This is a genomic window from Pseudomonas sp. ZL2, from assembly GCF_054788455.1.
On sequence record NZ_JBGOGX010000047.1, the window covers coordinates 30475 to 48068 of the forward strand.

Genomic DNA, 17594 nt, shown 5'->3' on the forward strand with positions numbered 1-17594 from the left:
GCAGAAAAATGCCGTGAATTTGCGAAATCGGCCGAAAACGCTTGGGTTTGGGGCAAAAATCCCAACTCGGGGCACTGGCATGCAATTTGCTCCCTTGTGAGGCAGGTTGCCTTGGCCGACTATTCGCGCCCGGCATCACCCAAATTAAAGGGCTGCACAGGCAAGCTCTACCCCACCCCGGAGGACACTATGTCGAAGTCGGTTCAACTCATCAAAGATCATGACGTTAAATGGATTGATCTGCGCTTCACTGACACCAAAGGCACTCAGCACCACGTGACCATGCCAGCTCGTGATGCGCTGGATGAAGATTTCTTCGAAGCCGGCAAGATGTTCGACGGTTCCTCCATCGCCGGCTGGAAAGGCATCGAAGCTTCCGACATGATCCTGATGCCGGACGACGCCTCCGCCGTGCTCGACCCGTTCACCGAAGAACCGACCCTGATCCTGGTCTGCGACATCATCGAACCGTCGACCATGCAAGGCTATGACCGCGACCCACGCGCCATCGCCCGCCGCGCCGAAGAGTACCTGAAGACCACCGGTATCGGTGACACCGTCTTCGTCGGTCCAGAGCCTGAATTCTTCATCTTCGACGAAGTGAAGTTCAAGTCCGATATCTCCGGCTCGATGTTCAAGATCTACTCCGAACAAGGCTCGTGGATGTCCGACCAGGACGTCGAAGGCGGCAACAAAGGCCACCGTCCGGGCGTCAAAGGCGGCTACTTCCCAGTACCTCCGTTCGACCACGACCACGAAATCCGTACTGCCATGTGCAACGCCATGGAAGAAATGGGCCTGGTCATCGAAGTGCACCACCACGAAGTGGCAACTGCCGGCCAGAACGAAATCGGCGTGCAGTTCAACACCCTGGTGAAGAAGGCTGACGAAGTTCAGACCCTCAAGTACTGCGTACACAACGTTGCCGACGCCTACGGCCGCACCGCGACCTTCATGCCTAAGCCCCTGTACGGCGACAACGGCTCGGGCATGCACGTGCACATGTCCATCTCCAAAGATGGCAAGAACACCTTCTCCGGCGAAGGCTATGCCGGCCTGTCCGACACCGCCCTGTACTTCATCGGCGGTATCATCAAGCACGGTAAGGCCCTGAACGGCTTCACCAACCCGGCTACCAACTCCTACAAGCGTCTGGTACCAGGCTTCGAAGCTCCGGTAATGCTGGCCTACTCGGCTCGCAACCGTTCCGCCTCGATCCGCATCCCTTACGTTTCCAGCCCGAAAGCCCGCCGTATCGAAGCGCGCTTCCCGGACCCGGCTGCCAACCCGTACCTGTGCTTCGCGGCACTGATGATGGCCGGCCTGGACGGTATCCAGAACAAGATCCACCCAGGCGATGCCGCCGACAAGAACCTGTACGACCTGCCGCCTGAAGAGGCGAAAGAGATCCCACAGGTGTGCGGCAGCCTGAAAGAAGCCCTGGAAGAGCTGGACAAGGGCCGCGCGTTCCTGACCAAGGGCGGCGTGTTCTCCGATGACTTCATCGATGCCTACATCGCGCTGAAAAGCGAAGAAGAAATCAAGGTCCGCACCTTCGTACACCCACTGGAATACGAGCTGTACTACAGCTGCTAATCCGGTAACGCTCGCGCAAGCGGCGTAGTGCAAGAGAGGCCTCCTTCGGGAGGCCTTTTGTTTTTCTGACATTCTTATGCGCATTGGCCGACAGGAAAAAAGGCCAAAAAGCTGCACACTGCTCTTTTACCGCTTCGGACCCTCGCCATGCGTATGCCCCTGTTCGCCCTGCTCCTTGCGCCAACCTTGCTCCTGCAAGGGTGCGCCTCGACACCCGCACCGCCAGTTGCCCTGTCGCGCTTGCTCGATAGCGTGAATCAACGCCTGGATATCGCCGACGATGTCGCCCTGAACAAATGGGACTCGGGCCAGCCTGTAGAAGCGCCCGAGCGTGAGCAGCAGGTCATCGCCAATGCCCGCACCCAGGCCGTGCGCTTTGGTGTGGACGAGCACCGGGCAGGCGTGTTCTTCGCCGACCAGATCGAAGCCAACAAGCTGCTCCAGTACCGCGCACTGTCACGCTGGCATGCCGCAGGCAGCGCACCACAAACGCCACGGGTCGATCTGGGCAGCCAATTGCGCCCGCAACTGGATCGCCTGCAACGCACACTGCTGAGCCAACTGGCAGAGTTTGATCGCAACCGCCCGGCCCAATGCCAGGCGACCCTGGCCCAAGCCATCGCACAACAGGACAAAGACCCGCAGCAGTCCCTGGCCCTGATCCGCGCGACGACGCATTTGTGCTCGCCGCAGTAATCCTTCCTCTATGCTCTATATTGGTGCACGCATCTGCTTGCACCTGAGCAACTCAGCCCATTTTGGTTCACGAAAAGTGCGATCTCAGGACTTTGTAGGCGTTTTTCGCGCAAATACAGGTCTTAATCCGGAAATTCCGCTTCTTTTCGGAGCCTTGGTTTGCTTTTTGCATTTTCTTTGTACCAGCGGATTACCAGCGCCCGCGACCTGGCCCTGTGCCGAGGTTGTATGAGCCAAAAGAGGTCAACGACGCCCCATGACCATCAGCGATGCACTGCACCGACTGCTACTGGACAACCTGACCACCGCCACCATCCTGCTCGACGCCGAACTGCGCCTTGAGTACATGAACCCGGCGGCGGAGATGCTCCTGGCCATCAGTGGCCAACGCAGCCACGGGCAATTCATCAGCGAACTGTTCACCGAATCGCCCGAGGCGCTCAACTCCCTGCGCCAGGCGGTGGAGCACGCGCACCCTTTCACCAAGCGCGAAGCCCAACTGACCTCGCTGACTGGCCAGACCCAGACCGTCGACTACGCGGTGACGCCGATCCTCAGCAAAGGCGCGACCCTGCTGTTGCTTGAAGTGCATCCGCGTGACCGCTTGCTGCGCATCACCAAGGAAGAGGCCCAGCTGTCCAAGCAGGAAACCACCAAGATGCTGGTGCGCGGCCTGGCCCACGAGATCAAGAACCCGCTCGGCGGCATTCGCGGCGCCGCCCAGCTGCTGGCCCGCGAGCTGCCGGAAGAAGGCCTGAAGGATTACACCAATGTGATCATTGAAGAGGCCGACCGCCTGCGCAACCTGGTCGACCGCATGCTCGGCTCGAACAAGCTGCCATCGCTGGCCCTGACCAACATCCATGAGGTGCTGGAGCGGGTCTGCAGCCTGGTCGAGGCCGAAACCCAGGGCGGCATCACCCTGGTGCGCGACTACGACCCGAGCCTGCCGGATGTGTTGATCGACCGCGAACAGATGATCCAGGCGGTGCTCAACATCGTGCGCAACGCCATGCAGGCCATCAGCGGCCAGAACGAACTGCGCCTGGGCCGCATCAGCCTGCGCACGCGAGCCATGCGCCAGTTCACCATCGGCCACACCCGTCATCGCCTGGTGGCCCGCATCGAGATCATCGACAACGGTCCCGGCATCCCTGCCGAGCTGCAGGAAACCATCTTCTACCCCATGGTCAGCGGCCGCCCGGACGGTACCGGGCTGGGCCTGGCCATAACCCAGAACATCATCAGCCAGCACCAGGGCCTGATCGAGTGTGACAGCCACCCTGGCCACACCACCTTCTCGATCTTCCTGCCGCTGGAACAAGGAGCCACCGCCTCATGAGCCGAAGTGAAACCGTCTGGATCGTCGACGATGATCGTTCCATCCGCTGGGTGCTGGAGAAGGCCTTGCAACAGGAAGGCATGACCACCCAGAGCTTCGACAGCGCCGACGGGGTCATGAGCCGCCTGGCCCGGCAGCAGCCGGACGTAATCATTTCCGACATCCGCATGCCTGGCGCCAGCGGCCTTGACCTGCTGGCGCAGATTCGCGAGCAGCACCCGCGCCTGCCGGTGATCATCATGACCGCCCATTCCGACCTGGACAGCGCGGTGGCGTCCTATCAGGGCGGTGCCTTCGAGTACCTGCCCAAGCCGTTCGACGTCGATGAAGCGGTATCGCTGGTCAAGCGTGCCAACCAGCATGCCCAGGAGCAACAAGGCCTGGACGTGGCGCCGAGCCTGACCCGCACCCCGGAGATCATCGGCGAAGCGCCGGCGATGCAGGAAGTGTTCCGCGCCATCGGCCGCCTGAGCCATTCCAACATCACTGTGCTGATCAACGGCGAGTCCGGTACCGGTAAAGAACTGGTCGCCCACGCCCTGCACCGCCACAGCCCGCGGGCGGCGTCGCCGTTCATCGCCCTGAACATGGCGGCGATCCCCAAGGACCTGATGGAGTCGGAACTGTTCGGCCATGAGAAAGGCGCCTTCACCGGCGCCGCCAACCTGCGCCGCGGCCGCTTCGAGCAAGCCGATGGCGGCACCCTGTTCCTCGACGAGATCGGCGACATGCCGGCCGACACCCAGACCCGCCTGCTGCGGGTGCTGGCCGATGGCGAGTTCTACCGGGTGGGCGGGCATGTGCCGGTCAAGGTCGATGTGCGGATCATCGCCGCCACCCACCAGAACCTGGAAACCCTGGTGCAGGCCGGCAAGTTCCGTGAAGACCTGTTCCACCGCCTGAACGTGATCCGCATCCACATCCCGCGCCTGGCCGATCGTCGCGAAGACATCCCGACCCTGGCCAGGCACTTCCTGGGTCGCGCAGCCCAGGAACTGGCCGTGGAGCCCAAACTGCTCAAGGCAGAAACCGAGGAATTCATCCGCAACCTGCCGTGGCCGGGCAACGTGCGTCAGCTGGAGAACACCTGCCGCTGGATCACGGTGATGGCCTCGGGGCGTGAAGTGCATATCGGCGACCTGCCACCCGAGCTGCTCAACCTGCCGCAAGACGCGGCGCCGGTGACCAACTGGGAACAGGCCCTGCGCCAATGGGCCGACCAGGCCCTGGCCCGTGGCCAATCGAGCCTGCTCGACAGCGCCGTACCGAGCTTCGAGCGGATCATGATCGAGACCGCGCTCAAGCACACCGCAGGCCGCCGCCGCGATGCCGCCGTGCTGCTGGGCTGGGGCCGCAACACCCTGACGCGCAAGATCAAGGAGTTGGGGATGAAGGTCGATGGCGGCGATGAGGACGGTGACGACGAGGCCTGACCTGTGGGAGCTGGCATGCCAGCGATCGAGCGCGAAGCGGTCGCATCCGGCCTGTAGAGAATGCACAGACTGCATTGACCTCATCGCTGGCAAGCCAGCTCCCACAAGATTGCAATTTGCCCCATTGATGCACCGACCCCGCTATCGGTGCACCGCCTGAAGGCACAAATCCCCGGCAAAACCCTGCCTAACCCCGTAAACCCGCCATTTTGCGCACTGCAACAAAACTGGCACACACCCTGCATTAGTATCAGTACTTCCAGTTTTGGGGACCTTGGTACAGGCAGGCCGGGGAATCCCCTCTTTTATTCGCGTAGCCTCACCTGCACCCGCCAGCGTTCGCCCTCCTCTGCACCGGCCCATTCGCCGTGCAGGGGGCGGGCCGCGACCAGGGTCACCAGCAAGCCACCATCACTGTTCTGCACCCGCCAGCTCACCGGCTTGCCCTGCAACTGCAACTGACCGCGTGCAGCCCTGCCCTCGGCCTCGAACAGCAGCGTCAGGGTGCCTTCGACCTCTTCGCCGTGCAGCTTGGGTTCTTCGTTGAACCACAGGTTCAAGCCGGCCTCGACCACCTCGATCTGCTCCAGCACCCGCGGTTCGGGCGCGGTCAGGCGACCGATCATCAGCCCCACCAGCATGCCGAACAGCGCCAGGGAAAACAGCACGCGCGGCCATAGCTGCGAACGCGGGTCCGGTTCAGGAGTAGAATGCTCGCCATCTTTATGTTCGGAGCCGTGCATGTTTCACGTCATCCTCTTTCAACCAGAGATTCCGCCGAATACCGGCAACATCATCAGACTGTGCGCCAACAGCGGCTGCCACCTGCACCTGATCGAGCCGATCGGCTTCGAGCTGGACGACAAGCGCTTGCGCCGGGCCGGTCTGGACTACCACGAGTATGCCACGCTCAAGCGCCACGCAGACCTGCCCAGCTGCCTGGAAAGCCTAGGCCAGCCACGGCTGTTCGCGTTCACCACGAAAGCCTCGCACCCCTACCACGAAACTGCTTTCCAGCCGGGTGACGCCTTTCTGTTCGGCCCGGAAAGCCGTGGCCTGCCCGCCGAGGTGCTGGACAGCCTGCCCGCCGAGCAACGCCTGCGCCTGCCGATGCGTCCGGGTTGCCGCAGCTTGAACCTGTCCAACACGGTGGCGGTGACGGTGTATGAGGCGTGGCGCCAGCAGGGGTTTGCCTGAGGAATCAAACCGCAGAACAGCGCCGCTCCCACAGTGTTCGCGACAATCCCCAAGAAAAAAGCGCCCATCAGGGCGCTTTTTGCTACATCGCAACAGGCTTATTGCAGCGAAGGGGCTTCGCCAGCTTCCTGCATGCGTTGCATTTCCTGAGCGTACAGGGCGTCGAAGTTGACCGGCGAGAGCATCAGTGCCGGGAACGAACCACGGGTCACCAGGCTGTCCAGCGCTTCACGGGCGTACGGGAACAGGATGTTCGGGCAGAACGCGCCCAGGGTGTGGCTCATCGACGCCGGGTCGAGGTTCTTGATCAGGAAGATACCGGCCTGCTGCACTTCAGCGATGAAGGCTACTTCGTCGCCGTTCTTCACGGTCACCGACAGGGTCAGCACGACTTCGTGGAAGTCGCCTTCCAGGCCTTTCTGCTTGGTGTTCAGGTCCAGGGCAACGCTCGGTTCCCACTGCTGACGGAAGATCGCCGGGCTTTTCGGCGCTTCGAACGACAGGTCGCGCACGTAGATGCGCTGCAGGGAGAACTGCGGCGTGTTGTCGTCGGCTGCGGCTGCGGCGTCGTTGTTCTGTTGATCAGTCATGACAGATCCTTCTTTCCAGAGTCTTTAATGGGTTTCTGATTCAGGCCTTGAGCAGCGCGTCGAGCTTGCCGGCGCGCTCCAGGGCATACAGGTCGTCGCAACCGCCGACGTGGGTGGAGCCGATCCAGATCTGCGGCACCGAGGTACGGCCGGCCTTCTGGCTCATTTCGGCGCGCACCTGAGGCTTGCCATCGACCTTGATCTCTTCGAAGGCCACGCCTTTGCTTTCGAGCAGGTATTTGGCCCGCGAGCAGTAAGGGCAGTAATCGCTGGAGTAGACGATGACGTTGCTCATATCACTTCACCAGCGGCAGGTTATCGGCCTTCCAGCTCGACACGCCACCCGACAGCTTGGCAGCGGTGAAGCCGGCCTTGAGCAGTTCGCGCGCGGTGGTGCCGGCGTGCTGGCCCATGGCGTCGACGATGATCAGGGTCTTGTTGGCCTTGTGCTTTTCCAGCTCGCCGATGCGCGCGGCAACCTTGTCCTGGGGAATATTCACGGCGCCAACGATATGGCCGGCGGCGTAGTCCTTGCTCGAACGGATGTCGATCACCAGGCCCTTGTCGGCGTTGACCAGCGCGGTCAGTTCGCCAGTGCTGAGGCTGCGGCCGCCCTTGCGTGCTTCGGTGACGATCAGCAAAACCAGCAGAACGACGAAGATACCGACCAGCAGATAGTGATTTGTTGCGAATTCAATCAGGTGAGCAACCATCGGAGGGTGTTCCAGGCCATTAAAAATGTTGGCCAGTATACACAGCCCCCAAGGTCGGCCAAAGCCCGCCGGGCAGGGTTATCGCCAGTAATTCTCATTACCGGGCTGCAGCCCGTCGGCCCGCGCTGCCGGGCCTGCAAGGTTAATTCGTCATTGCTGGCCAATTTGCCCTAAAATGCGTGCCTTTATCATCTGAACAACCGTGAGTGTGGGATTGATGACGAGCACGCCAAAACCCTTGGTCCTGATCATCCTGGATGGTTTCGGTCACAGCGAAAGCCACGAATACAACGCCATCTATTCGGCCAATACGCCGGTCTATGATCGCCTGCGCGCTACCCAGCCGCACGGCTTGATCTCCGGCTCCGGCATGGATGTCGGCCTGCCGGACGGGCAAATGGGCAACTCCGAGGTCGGCCACATGAACCTCGGCGCCGGCCGCGTGGTGTACCAGGACTTCACCCGGGTGACCAAGGCGATCAAGGACGGCGAGTTCTTCGAAAACCCGGTGCTGTGTGGCGCGGTCGACAAGGCTGTCGGTGCCGGCAAGGCCGTGCACATCCTTGGCCTGCTCTCCGATGGCGGCGTGCACAGCCACCAGGACCACCTGGTGGCCATGGCCGAGCTTGCCGCCAAGCGCGGTGCCGAGAAAATCTACCTGCACGCGTTCCTCGACGGCCGCGACACCCCGCCAAAAAGCGCGCAATCCTCGATCGAGTTGCTCGATGCCGCCTTCGCCAAGCTCGGCAAGGGCCGCATCGCCAGCTTGATCGGCCGCTACTACGCCATGGACCGCGACAACCGCTGGGACCGTGTATCGGCAGCCTACAACCTGATCGTCGACAGCAGCGCCGAATTCAGCGCCGACACGGCCCTGGCCGGCCTTGAAGCCGCCTATGCCCGCGACGAGAGCGACGAATTCGTCAAGGCCACGCGCATTGGCGAGGCGGTCAAGGTCGAAGACGGCGACGCAGTGATCTTCATGAACTTCCGCGCCGACCGCGCCCGCGAACTGTCGCGGGTGTTCGTCGAGCCCGAGTTCAACGAATTCCCACGTGCACGCCTGCCCAAACTGGCCGCCTACATCGGCCTGACCCAATACTCGGCGAAAATCCCGGCCCCGGCCGCATTCGCCCCGGGCAGCCTGAACAACGTGCTCGGCGAATACCTGGCGAAAAACGGCAAGACCCAGCTGCGCATCGCCGAAACCGAGAAATACGCCCACGTCACCTTCTTCTTCTCCGGTGGCCGTGAAGAGCCCTTCGAAGGCGAAGAACGCATCCTCATCCCGTCGCCAAAGGTCGCCACCTATGACCTGCAGCCGGAAATGAGCGCGCCGGAAGTCACCGACCGCATCGTCGAAGCCATCGAGCAGCAGCGCTATGACGTGATCGTGGTCAACTACGCCAACGGCGACATGGTCGGCCACAGCGGCGTATTCGAGGCCGCAGTCAAGGCCGTCGAGGCGCTGGACCTGTGCGTCGGGCGCATCGTCGAGGCGCTGGACAAGGTCGGCGGCGAAGCGCTGATCACCGCCGACCACGGCAACGTCGAGCAGATGGAAGACGAATGCACCGGCCAGGCGCACACCGCGCACACCACCGAGCCGGTACCGTTCATCTATGTTGGCAAGCGCAAAGTGCAGGTCCGCGAAGGCGGCGTGCTGGCCGACGTGGCCCCCACCATGCTCAAGCTGCTGGGCCTGGAAAAACCGGCAGAAATGACCGGCTCGTCGATTCTGATCGACGGCTAAAGCCGCTGAAGACAAGCTACAAGCCGCAAGAAAGAGCCCATTCACCCATTTTTCTTGCCGCTTGTAGCTTGCCGCTTGCAGCTAAAGCCGTTTTTTTTGCAGCCTATGGCGGGCATACTAGGCCAGTCTCTATGCCTGGTGCCGCCCACCCCATGTTTCGCGCCCTGATCCTACTCGCCCTGTCTTGCCTGCTCAGCCCGGCCTTCGCCGATGAGCGCGCGCAAACCCAGCAACAACTGGACGCCACGCGCCAGGACATTACCGAGCTGAAAAAGATGCTTGGCAAGTTGCAGGAGGAAAAATCCGGTGTGCAGAAAGACCTGCGCTCAACCGAAACCGACATCGGCAAGCTGGAAAAGCAGGTGGAGGCCCTGCAACTCGAACTAAAAAAGACGGAAGGCGAACTGGAGCGCCTTGATACCGAGAAAAAAAAACTCCAGAGCGCCCGCATTGAACAGCAACGACTGATCGCCATCCAGGCCCGTTCGGCCTACCAGAATGGCCGCGAGGAATACCTGAAACTGCTGCTCAACCAGCAGAATCCGGAAAAATTCGCCCGCACCCTGACCTATTACGATTACCTGAGCCAGGCGCGCCTGACCCAGTTGCGCAACTTCAACGAGACCTTGCGCCAACTGGCCAACGTCGAGAAAGACATCAGCCTGCAACAAGCGCAGCTGCTGGCCCAGCAAGGCACCCTCGACAGCCAGCGCCAGGAGCTGGAGAAAGTCCGTACCGAGCGTAAAGAGGTGCTGGCCAAGCTCAACAATGACGTCAAGGCCCGCGACCAGAAGCTGCAGGCCCGTGAGCAGGACCAGGCCGACCTGAGCAAAGTGCTCAAGACCATCGAGGAAACCCTCGCCCGCCAGGCCCGTGAAGCCGAGGAAGCGCGGCAGAAGGCCCTGCTCGCCGCCCAGGAAGCGGAAAAACAACGCCAGCGCGAAGCCCTGGCCGCCAGCAACAGCGACGCGCCGAAGAAGCCCAAGGCTATTCCCGGCCCGCTGGTCTCCAGCAGTGGCGAAACCTTCGGTGGGGCTTTTTCTGCCGCACGGGGAAAACTTCCATGGCCTGTCAATGGTCGATTGCTGGCACGCTTTGGCGAAACCCGCGGCGATGACTCGCGAGCCAAGTGGGACGGGGTGATGATCAGCGCCTCCCAGGGCAGCCAGGTGCGCGCCGTGCATGGCGGCCGGGTGGTATTTGCCGACTGGTTGCGCGGCGCTGGACTTCTGGTCATTCTCGACCATGGTAATGGTTACCTGAGCCTGTACGGCCATAACCAGAGCCTGCTCAAGAGTGCCGGCGATGTGGTCAAGGCCGGTGAGGCCATCTCCACCGTCGGCAACAGCGGCGGCCAGAACAGCTCGGGGCTGTATTTCGCCATCCGCCAGCAGGGGCGCCCCAGCGACCCCGCACAATGGTGTCGTGCCCAGGGATAGGCAACACCCCCTATTTGACGGCGTAGCGCAACTTCGGGCTGCGCCGATGCTCTACGGAGCGCTACCAGGATCAGGAGTTCGTTCGACATGCTGCACTCGCCTCGCCTCACCTCGCTGGCCCTGACCATCGCCATGGTCATCGGCGCGCCCCTGGCCCTTGCGGCCGAGCCGGCCAAGCCCGCCGCGATTCCAGCGACAACGGTCTCGGCACCGTCGGCCAAGGCACCGCTGCCGCTGGAAGAGCTGCGCACCTTCGCCGAGGTCATGGACCGCATCAAGGCCGCGTATGTCGAACCGGTAGACGACAAGACCCTGCTGGAAAACGCCATCAAGGGCATGCTCAGCAACCTTGATCCGCACTCGGCCTATCTCGGCCCGGAAGACTTCCTCGAGCTGCAAGAGAGCACCAGCGGTGAGTTCGGCGGCCTGGGCATCGAAGTGGGCATGGAAGACGGCTTCATCAAGGTGGTCTCGCCGATCGACGAGACCCCGGCCTCGCGCGCCGGTATCGAAGCCGGTGACCTGATCGTCAAGATCAACGGCCAACCGACCCGTGGCCAGACCATGACCGAAGCAGTCGACAAGATGCGCGGCAAGGTCGGCGAGAAAATCACCCTGACCCTGGTGCGCGACGGCGGCAACCCGTTCGATGTAACCCTTGCCCGCGCGGTCATCCAGGTCAAGAGCGTCAAGAGCCAGATGCTCGAAGACGGCTACGGTTACATCCGCATCACCCAGTTCCAAGTCAAGACCGGCGAAGAAGTCGGCAAGGCCCTGGCCAAGCTGCGCAAGGACAACGGCAAGAAGATGCGCGGCCTGGTCCTGGACCTGCGCAATAACCCCGGTGGCGTCCTGCAATCGGCCGTGGAAGTGGCCGACCACTTCCTGACCAAGGGTCTGATCGTCTACACCAAGGGCCGCATCGCCAATTCCGAGCTGCGCTTCTCCGCTGACCCGGCCGACGCCAGTGAAGGCGTGCCATTGGTGGTGCTGATCAACGGCGGCAGCGCCTCGGCCTCGGAAATTGTCGCCGGCGCCCTGCAAGACCAGAAACGCGGTGTGCTGATGGGCACCGACAGCTTCGGCAAAGGCTCGGTGCAAACCGTGCTGCCGCTGAACAACGACCGCGCATTGAAGATCACCACGGCGCTGTACTTCACCCCCAACGGCCGTTCGATCCAGGCCCAGGGCATCGTGCCGGATATCGAGGTGCGCCGCGCCAAGATCACCGCCGAGCAGGACAGCGAGAACTTCAAGGAAGCCGACCTGCAGGGTCACCTGGGCAACGGCAACGGCGGCGCCGACCGTCCGTCGGGCAAGGGCGGCGGCGCCAAGCCTCGCCCACAGGATGATGATTACCAGCTCAGCCAGGCCTTGAGCCTGCTCAAGGGCCTGAGCATCACCCAGGGTAAATAAGGCCAGTTGATGCGTTACCTGCTGTTGGCCCTGTTGTACCTGATGAGCGGTGTCGCCCTGGCGGCGCCGACTCAACCGGGCAAGGCCTACCTGACGCTGATCATCGACGACCTGGGCCAGAACCCTGCGCGCGATTCACGCACCCTGGCCCTGCCCGGCCCGGTGACCCTGGCGATCATGCCCGACACCCCACATGCCACGGCGTTCGCCCGCCAGGCCCACCGCGCCGGCAAGACGGTGATCCTGCACATGCCCATGGACCCGGCCACCGGCCCCTACGCCTGGCACCCCGGCACGCCGCTGCCGGAACTGGAGCGGCGGCTGAACGCAGCGCTCGACAAAGTGCCCTACGCCGTTGGCATCAACAACCACATGGGCAGCCGCATGACCGCGGAGCCGGCGGCCATGGCCTGGTTGATGGGCGAGCTGCAGCGCCGCGGCCTGTTCTTTGTCGACAGCCGCACTAGCGCCGCCACGGTTGCTGCCAAATCAGCGCAGAACATCAATCTGGCCAGTGTGTCGCGGGATGTATTCCTGGACGATGTACGCACCACCGAAGCCATTGCCGGCCAGCTGCAACAGGGCATTGCCCTGGCGCGCAAGCAAGGTTCGGCAGTGCTGATCGGCCATCCTTATCCACAGACCCTGGAAGTGCTCGAGCGCGAACTGCCCAAGCTCAAGGCCCAGGGCATCGAATGGATAGAAATTCAGCAGATGATCGCCGAGCGCAGCAATCGCGCGATGTCCGGCCACGGGCGCAACGGTATTTACAGGTAGCGGGCGAACGTCGCCTCGACAAAACCGTCACTGCGCATCTGCTCCAGCGCCTGCTGCAGCTTGTTCACCACCTCGTCCGGCACTTCACGGTTGAGCGCCAGGTACAGCTCGGCGCCGTGAAAACGCAGCACCGTCTTGAGTTTGCTCACCCCCACCTGGCGCGCCAGGTAGCGACCGGCCGGGTCGCCGCTGGCCCACAGGTCGATTTCGCCGTTCAGCAGTTTTTTCGCGTTGTCGCGGTCGCGCAGCACCAACACCGGGTTCAGGCCTTGCTTGGCCAGGTATTCGGCAATCGCATCCCCTTTATAAGCCCCGATACGATAACGCTTGGCTTCCTGCAGGCTGCTCAAGGCAATCGGGCTGCCCTCGGGGGCCAGCAAAATCCAGTCATCCGGCCCCAGCGGCCCGACCCACTTGAACAGCTTTTCCCGCTCGGGCTGGCGAGCCATGACGAAAACGCCGTAGCCGGGGGTTTGCAGGGCCTGCTCGTAGATGCGCTGCCAGGGGAAGCGCAGGGTCATGCTGTAGGGCACCTTGGCGCGCTTGAACATCTCGCGCACCAGGTCGGCGGCAATGCCATTGATGCCATCGTCGCGGGCAAAGCTCTTGCCGCTGATGGCCATGTTGTAGGGCGGGAAGTTTTCGGTGAGCAGCACCACAGGCTCGCTCGCGCGGGCGAGATAGCTGAACGACAGGCAGCTGCACAACAACAGGACAAGACGCTTGAACATGGTGGCACCGGGCTCCTTGGCAACGCCAAGAGTGCCGGGGCCTAGTGCGCCTGTCCAGCATGGCGCTCACTATCTATGTACCACACGCCGGTAGCGCGGCTTGCGAACACTTGCGCAGGCATACACAAGGAGGTTCACCATGCGCACGTTTTCCCGTCACTACCTGGGTGCCGCACTGGCGTGTTTAGCCTTGCAGGCAACCGCCGCGGACTATGGTCAAGGCCTGGCCGATCAGGCAGGCCCCGTCACCCTCGAGAACGCCGACAACCAGAACGCTCACTGGAGCGGCATCGGCCGAATGTCCGCCGGATGTATCGGCACCCTGATTGATACCCGGGACCCCTGGACCGACAACAACGGGCCAGCCTACATAATTACTAACGGGCATTGCGCCAATGCAAAAAATGGCACGATTACTCATGACCAGCCAATAACCGGCACCATAGCCTTCAACTACTTCGCAGACACTGCCAGCAAACGCCAGGTCGTGGCCCTCAAGCGTCTGGTATGGAGCAGTATCCAGGGTGTCGACCTTGCGCTGCTGGAGCTTGACGCACCACTCAGGGCAGTCATGGAAACAGGCATCGTACCACTGAAAATAGACCCTCCCACTCCCGTTGGCAGCCCGATCCTGGTGGTCGGCGACCCCATCAATCCCGGCCTTGGATTACGCTTGAGCACCTGCACCATGCAAAAAGCCGACGCCCATGTCGAGCGCCCATGGGTGTGGCGCAACATTCTGCGTAATCAGTGCGCGGGAATGGATGACGGGGCCTCTGGCAGCCCCATCCTCAACCGCGCCAACAATAATATTGTCGGTCTGATCAACAGCACTTCATTCAGGTCATACAGACCATCGGCGTCAGAGGGGCAAAACTATGGCGTACCTATTACGCGCTTGTTTCGTTGCGGCATGGGCGGGCGAGCGGACTTAACCTTGGACGGCTGCGACCTGCTGCCGGGCTTCGCACTGGAGCAGCAGAATCCTAATGCATTCCAGCGTGTACACAAGATCGCTACAGCTGAGGACGGCAGCCCGCAGGTACCGTCATGGAATTATGAATTTATCATCGACACGCAGTTTTACCGTTACAAGACAACCCGGGATGCCCTGCAATGCGAGAACCCGGCTCATTACAGCGACACCCTGCCTGGGCCACGGGCCAAGATCGAAGATACTGTTGGCCCGGAGCCCGGGAGGCACTTTCTGTGTATCGTCGGCGTCGAGTCACCTGAGCAATCGGCCTCGCGCGCGCTAATGGCGAACAGCATGAGCGTAGCCGTTGACCTGTTCGAGCAAGCCCCGGTACCAGAACCGTCCGTACTGATCGAGCCTCGGCGCTCCGGTGATATCAAAGTCACCTGGACCCTCGACCCACCCCATCTGGACACCTATCGGGCAAAGCGCGGCCCGATTGCCAGTACCGACTGTGCCGATGAGCGGGGCTACACGACTTTTTTCGGTAACCGCTCCGTCGTGTTCAAGGCGAACAAACTCCCGCAAAAACTCTGTACCTATTCGCAAGACATCATCAAACAACGCTCGCCTGTTCGCACCGACCTGCTGCCAGCCCCTGCCGCCGGCTGACAGCCGTACATGAAAAAGGGCCCTGTTCCTGCGAACAGAGCCCTTCGGGTCCATCAGCCGTTATCAGCTATAGACACGCCCCAGCAACTGGCGGTGGCTTTCGAACTGATCGAGCACATCACGGGTGATCTGCTCCGGGGTGAAGCCCATCAGGTCGTATTCCTGGCTGCCGTTGTGCAGGTAGACCTCGGCGCGGTAGAAGCGCTGGCGCACTTCCGACTCGCCTTCTACCGGCGCTTCGCTCGGCGCGGCCAGGTAACCGTCCAGGCTTACTTCGTAAACGAACGGGTTGCCTTCTTCCATGTCGATGCGCAGGCCCATGGCCGAGCGCGACTGGCCGACCCGGGTCTGCACCTGGAAGCCCAGGGTCTGCAGCTGCGCGGCTGCTTCCTTGAGCGCCGGGCTGACGCGTTTGTCCATGAAGCGCTGAACGATCGCCTGGGTCGGCTGCAGGTCCAGCTGGCTCAGGCGCTCGCTGAAACCGCGACGACCACGGGCAGCCAGTTCGGCTTGCTCCTGCTCGACCTGGCTGTCCTGTTTCATCGCCTTGTACAGGCCGAACATGAACAGCACCAGCACCACCGAGAACGGTAGCCCCGCCAGCACCACCATGGTCTGCATGGCCTGGAAGTTACCGGCCAGAAGCAAACCGATGGTGACCACGGTAATGATCGCCGACCAGAGGATACGCAGCCAGTTCGGCGCATCTTCATCGACATGGCCGCCTTTGCAGGAAAGGTTGGCCATCATCACCGCGCCGGAGTCGGCTGGGGTCAGGAACAGCACGAAGCCTACAAAGATCGCCACACCGACTACGATCTTGGCGAACGGATAGTGCTCGAGCAGCTGGTAGATCGACATCGCCGGCTGCTCCAGCGCTGTTCGCCCGAGTTCCACCGCGCCCTGGTTCATTACCAGGTCCAGCGCCGAGTTGCCGAAGATCGACAGCCAGGCCAGGGTGAAGCCCAGCGGGATCAGCAGCACGCCAGCGACCAGTTCGCGCACGGTACGACCGCGGGAGATACGGGCAATGAACATGCCGACGAACGGGCCCCAGGAAATCCACCAGGCCCAATAGAACACGGTCCACAGGCCCAGCCAGCGCTCGGACTTGGCACTGTCGCCCTCATAGACGTACAGGTCGAAAGTCTTCAGCACCGCGCCATTGAGGTAGTCGCCGATGTTCTGCACGAAGCTGTTGAGCAGGTGCAGGGTCGGGCCGTTGAGCAGCACGAACAGCAGCAAGCCGCTGAACAGGATGATGTTCAGGTTGGACAGGCGGCGGATGCCGTTCTCCACACCCGAAACAGCGGCGATGGTCGCCACGGTGCTCATCACCAGGATCACGATCAGCAGGTTGGTGTCGCTGTGCTGCATGCCGAACAGGTACTCAAGGCCCGAGGACACCTGCATCGAACCGATCCCCAGGTTGGTCACCAGGCCCAGCAGGGTCACGAACATGCCGAAGATGTCGACGGTGTGGCCCGCGGCACCCTTGACCCAACGCTCGCCGACCAGCGGGTACAGCGCCGAGCGCAGTGCCAGCGGCTGGTTGTGGCGGTAGGCGAAGTAGGCCACGGCCAGGCCGACCAGGGCATAGATTGCCCAGCCATGCAGACCCCAGTGCAGGAAGGTCAGCTGCAGGCCTTCACGGGCCGATTGCAGGCTGGCCGGCGCGCCTTCAGGCGGGTTGAAGTAGTGATCCAGCGGCTCGGACGCGCCGAAGTACAGCAGCGAGATACCGATACCGGAGGAGAACAGCATCCCGGCCCAGGCACCGTAGCTGAAGTCCGGCTTGTCATCCTTGCCGCCAAGCTTGAGCTTGCCGAAATTGGAGAAGGCCAGAACGATGACGAACAGCAGGTAGCCGCCAATCACCAGCATGTAGTACCAGCCGAAGCTGCGCGACAACCAGGCCTGGGCCTCGTTCAGCACGCGGCCGGCGGTTTCGGGAACTGCGATCAGCAAGGCAGTCAACAGCAGGATCAACAACGTCGAGGTGAAGAACACCACGCTGTTGACCCGGACCCTCTCGGCAGGGGTCTTGATTAGGGAGGCAGAACTCATTGCACATAGGCTCCGGGCAGTGCGAGAGAAACACGAAACAACCGTTACCCGAGCAAATGGTGCAATAGCCCCACTGCTCCAGGTGTTATAAAAGCACCTTGAAAAAACCGTGATCCCGAATCGATTGCGTTGAAAAAAACAGGCCGAAAACCCCGTCCCGAGGGTTGGCCGCGCGGTGCTATACCGTTCGGCAGATCTGTTCAACGCGCCGTTTACACCCGTCAACACCTTGTATTCCGGGGGTTCCACGTCTTTT

The 17594-nt window shown here is 62.0% G+C and carries 16 protein-coding genes; 10 read left to right on the forward strand and 6 right to left on the reverse strand.

What is annotated here, in order from left to right:
- Nucleotides 1-189 precede the first annotated feature (189 nt).
- From glnA to ntrC, 4 genes are all read left to right on the forward strand, one after another.
- Nucleotides 190-1596, forward strand: coding sequence for a glutamate--ammonia ligase (glnA, locus tag ABM562_RS21465; protein WP_010222298.1), 1407 nt, complete (start codon nucleotides 190-192; stop codon nucleotides 1594-1596).
- A gap of 147 nt (nucleotides 1597-1743) precedes the next feature.
- On the forward strand, nucleotides 1744-2292 hold the full coding sequence (locus ABM562_RS21470) for a chorismate mutase (RefSeq protein ID WP_115089305.1): 549 nt from the start codon (nucleotides 1744-1746) through the stop codon (nucleotides 2290-2292).
- 256 nt (nucleotides 2293-2548) lie between these two features.
- Nucleotides 2549-3634: a nitrogen regulation protein NR(II) gene (gene glnL, locus ABM562_RS21475; protein WP_115089307.1), complete on the forward strand. Its 1086-nt coding sequence runs from the start codon at nucleotides 2549-2551 to the stop codon at nucleotides 3632-3634.
- Nucleotides 3631-5067, forward strand: coding sequence for a nitrogen regulation protein NR(I) (gene ntrC / locus ABM562_RS21480; protein WP_115089310.1), 1437 nt, complete (start codon nucleotides 3631-3633; stop codon nucleotides 5065-5067). The genes glnL and ntrC overlap by 4 nt, the downstream gene beginning before the upstream one ends.
- A gap of 305 nt (nucleotides 5068-5372) precedes the next feature.
- Here the strand turns inward: ntrC and ABM562_RS21485 are convergent, their stop codons facing one another.
- Complete coding sequence (locus tag ABM562_RS21485) at nucleotides 5373-5810, reverse strand: hypothetical protein (protein ID WP_115089311.1); 438 nt, start codon at nucleotides 5808-5810, stop codon at nucleotides 5373-5375.
- Between ABM562_RS21485 and ABM562_RS21490 the strand changes: the two genes are divergently transcribed.
- Nucleotides 5809-6264 carry a tRNA (cytidine(34)-2'-O)-methyltransferase gene (locus ABM562_RS21490; RefSeq protein ID WP_010222290.1) on the forward strand — a complete coding sequence of 152 codons (456 nt, stop codon included), beginning with the start codon at nucleotides 5809-5811 and terminating at the stop codon, nucleotides 6262-6264. The genes ABM562_RS21485 and ABM562_RS21490 overlap by 2 nt on opposite strands.
- Nucleotides 6265-6362: 98 nt before the next feature.
- Here ABM562_RS21490 and secB read toward each other — a convergent pair whose 3' ends face one another.
- Genes secB through ABM562_RS21505 form a run of 3 tightly spaced genes read right to left on the reverse strand, consistent with a single transcriptional unit; the run spans nucleotide 6363 to nucleotide 7567 of the window.
- Nucleotides 6363-6854: a protein-export chaperone SecB gene (gene secB / locus ABM562_RS21495; protein WP_038997589.1), complete on the reverse strand. Its 492-nt coding sequence runs from the start codon at nucleotides 6852-6854 to the stop codon at nucleotides 6363-6365.
- Between the two features lie 40 nt (nucleotides 6855-6894).
- On the reverse strand, nucleotides 6895-7149 hold the full coding sequence (grxC, locus tag ABM562_RS21500) for a glutaredoxin 3 (protein ID WP_045193908.1): 255 nt from the start codon (nucleotides 7147-7149) through the stop codon (nucleotides 6895-6897).
- Nucleotide 7150: 1 nt separating this feature from the next.
- Complete coding sequence (locus ABM562_RS21505; RefSeq protein WP_010222286.1) at nucleotides 7151-7567, reverse strand: rhodanese-like domain-containing protein; 417 nt, start codon at nucleotides 7565-7567, stop codon at nucleotides 7151-7153.
- A gap of 217 nt (nucleotides 7568-7784) precedes the next feature.
- Here ABM562_RS21505 and gpmI point away from each other — a divergent pair, with 217 nt between their 5' ends.
- From gpmI to ABM562_RS21525, 4 genes are all read left to right on the forward strand, one after another.
- A complete protein-coding gene (gene gpmI / locus ABM562_RS21510; RefSeq protein WP_115089312.1) occupies nucleotides 7785-9320 on the forward strand; it encodes a 2,3-bisphosphoglycerate-independent phosphoglycerate mutase in 1536 nt (511 codons plus the stop codon).
- A 152-nt stretch (nucleotides 9321-9472) separates the two neighbouring features.
- Complete coding sequence (locus ABM562_RS21515) at nucleotides 9473-10759, forward strand: murein hydrolase activator EnvC family protein (RefSeq protein WP_208644395.1); 1287 nt, start codon at nucleotides 9473-9475, stop codon at nucleotides 10757-10759.
- 87 nt (nucleotides 10760-10846) lie between these two features.
- Entirely contained in the window at nucleotides 10847-12175 is a 1329-nt protein-coding gene (locus ABM562_RS21520; protein ID WP_115089314.1) for a S41 family peptidase, read from the forward strand.
- Nucleotides 12176-12184: 9 nt separating this feature from the next.
- A complete protein-coding gene (locus tag ABM562_RS21525) occupies nucleotides 12185-12952 on the forward strand; it encodes a divergent polysaccharide deacetylase family protein (RefSeq protein ID WP_115089316.1) in 768 nt (255 codons plus the stop codon).
- Here the strand turns inward: ABM562_RS21525 and ABM562_RS21530 are convergent.
- Nucleotides 12943-13683: a substrate-binding periplasmic protein gene (locus ABM562_RS21530; RefSeq protein ID WP_115089318.1), complete on the reverse strand. Its 741-nt coding sequence runs from the start codon at nucleotides 13681-13683 to the stop codon at nucleotides 12943-12945. The genes ABM562_RS21525 and ABM562_RS21530 overlap by 10 nt on opposite strands.
- Before the next feature lie 139 nt (nucleotides 13684-13822).
- Between ABM562_RS21530 and ABM562_RS21535 the strand changes: the two genes are divergently transcribed.
- Nucleotides 13823-15271: a trypsin-like serine peptidase gene (locus ABM562_RS21535; protein WP_460423278.1), complete on the forward strand. Its 1449-nt coding sequence runs from the start codon at nucleotides 13823-13825 to the stop codon at nucleotides 15269-15271.
- A 63-nt stretch (nucleotides 15272-15334) separates the two neighbouring features.
- Here the strand turns inward: ABM562_RS21535 and betT are convergent, their stop codons facing one another.
- Nucleotides 15335-17338, reverse strand: a complete 2004-nt coding sequence (betT, locus tag ABM562_RS21540; RefSeq protein ID WP_258578662.1) for a choline BCCT transporter BetT — start codon at nucleotides 17336-17338, stop codon at nucleotides 15335-15337.
- Between the last annotated feature and the right edge of the window lie 256 nt (nucleotides 17339-17594).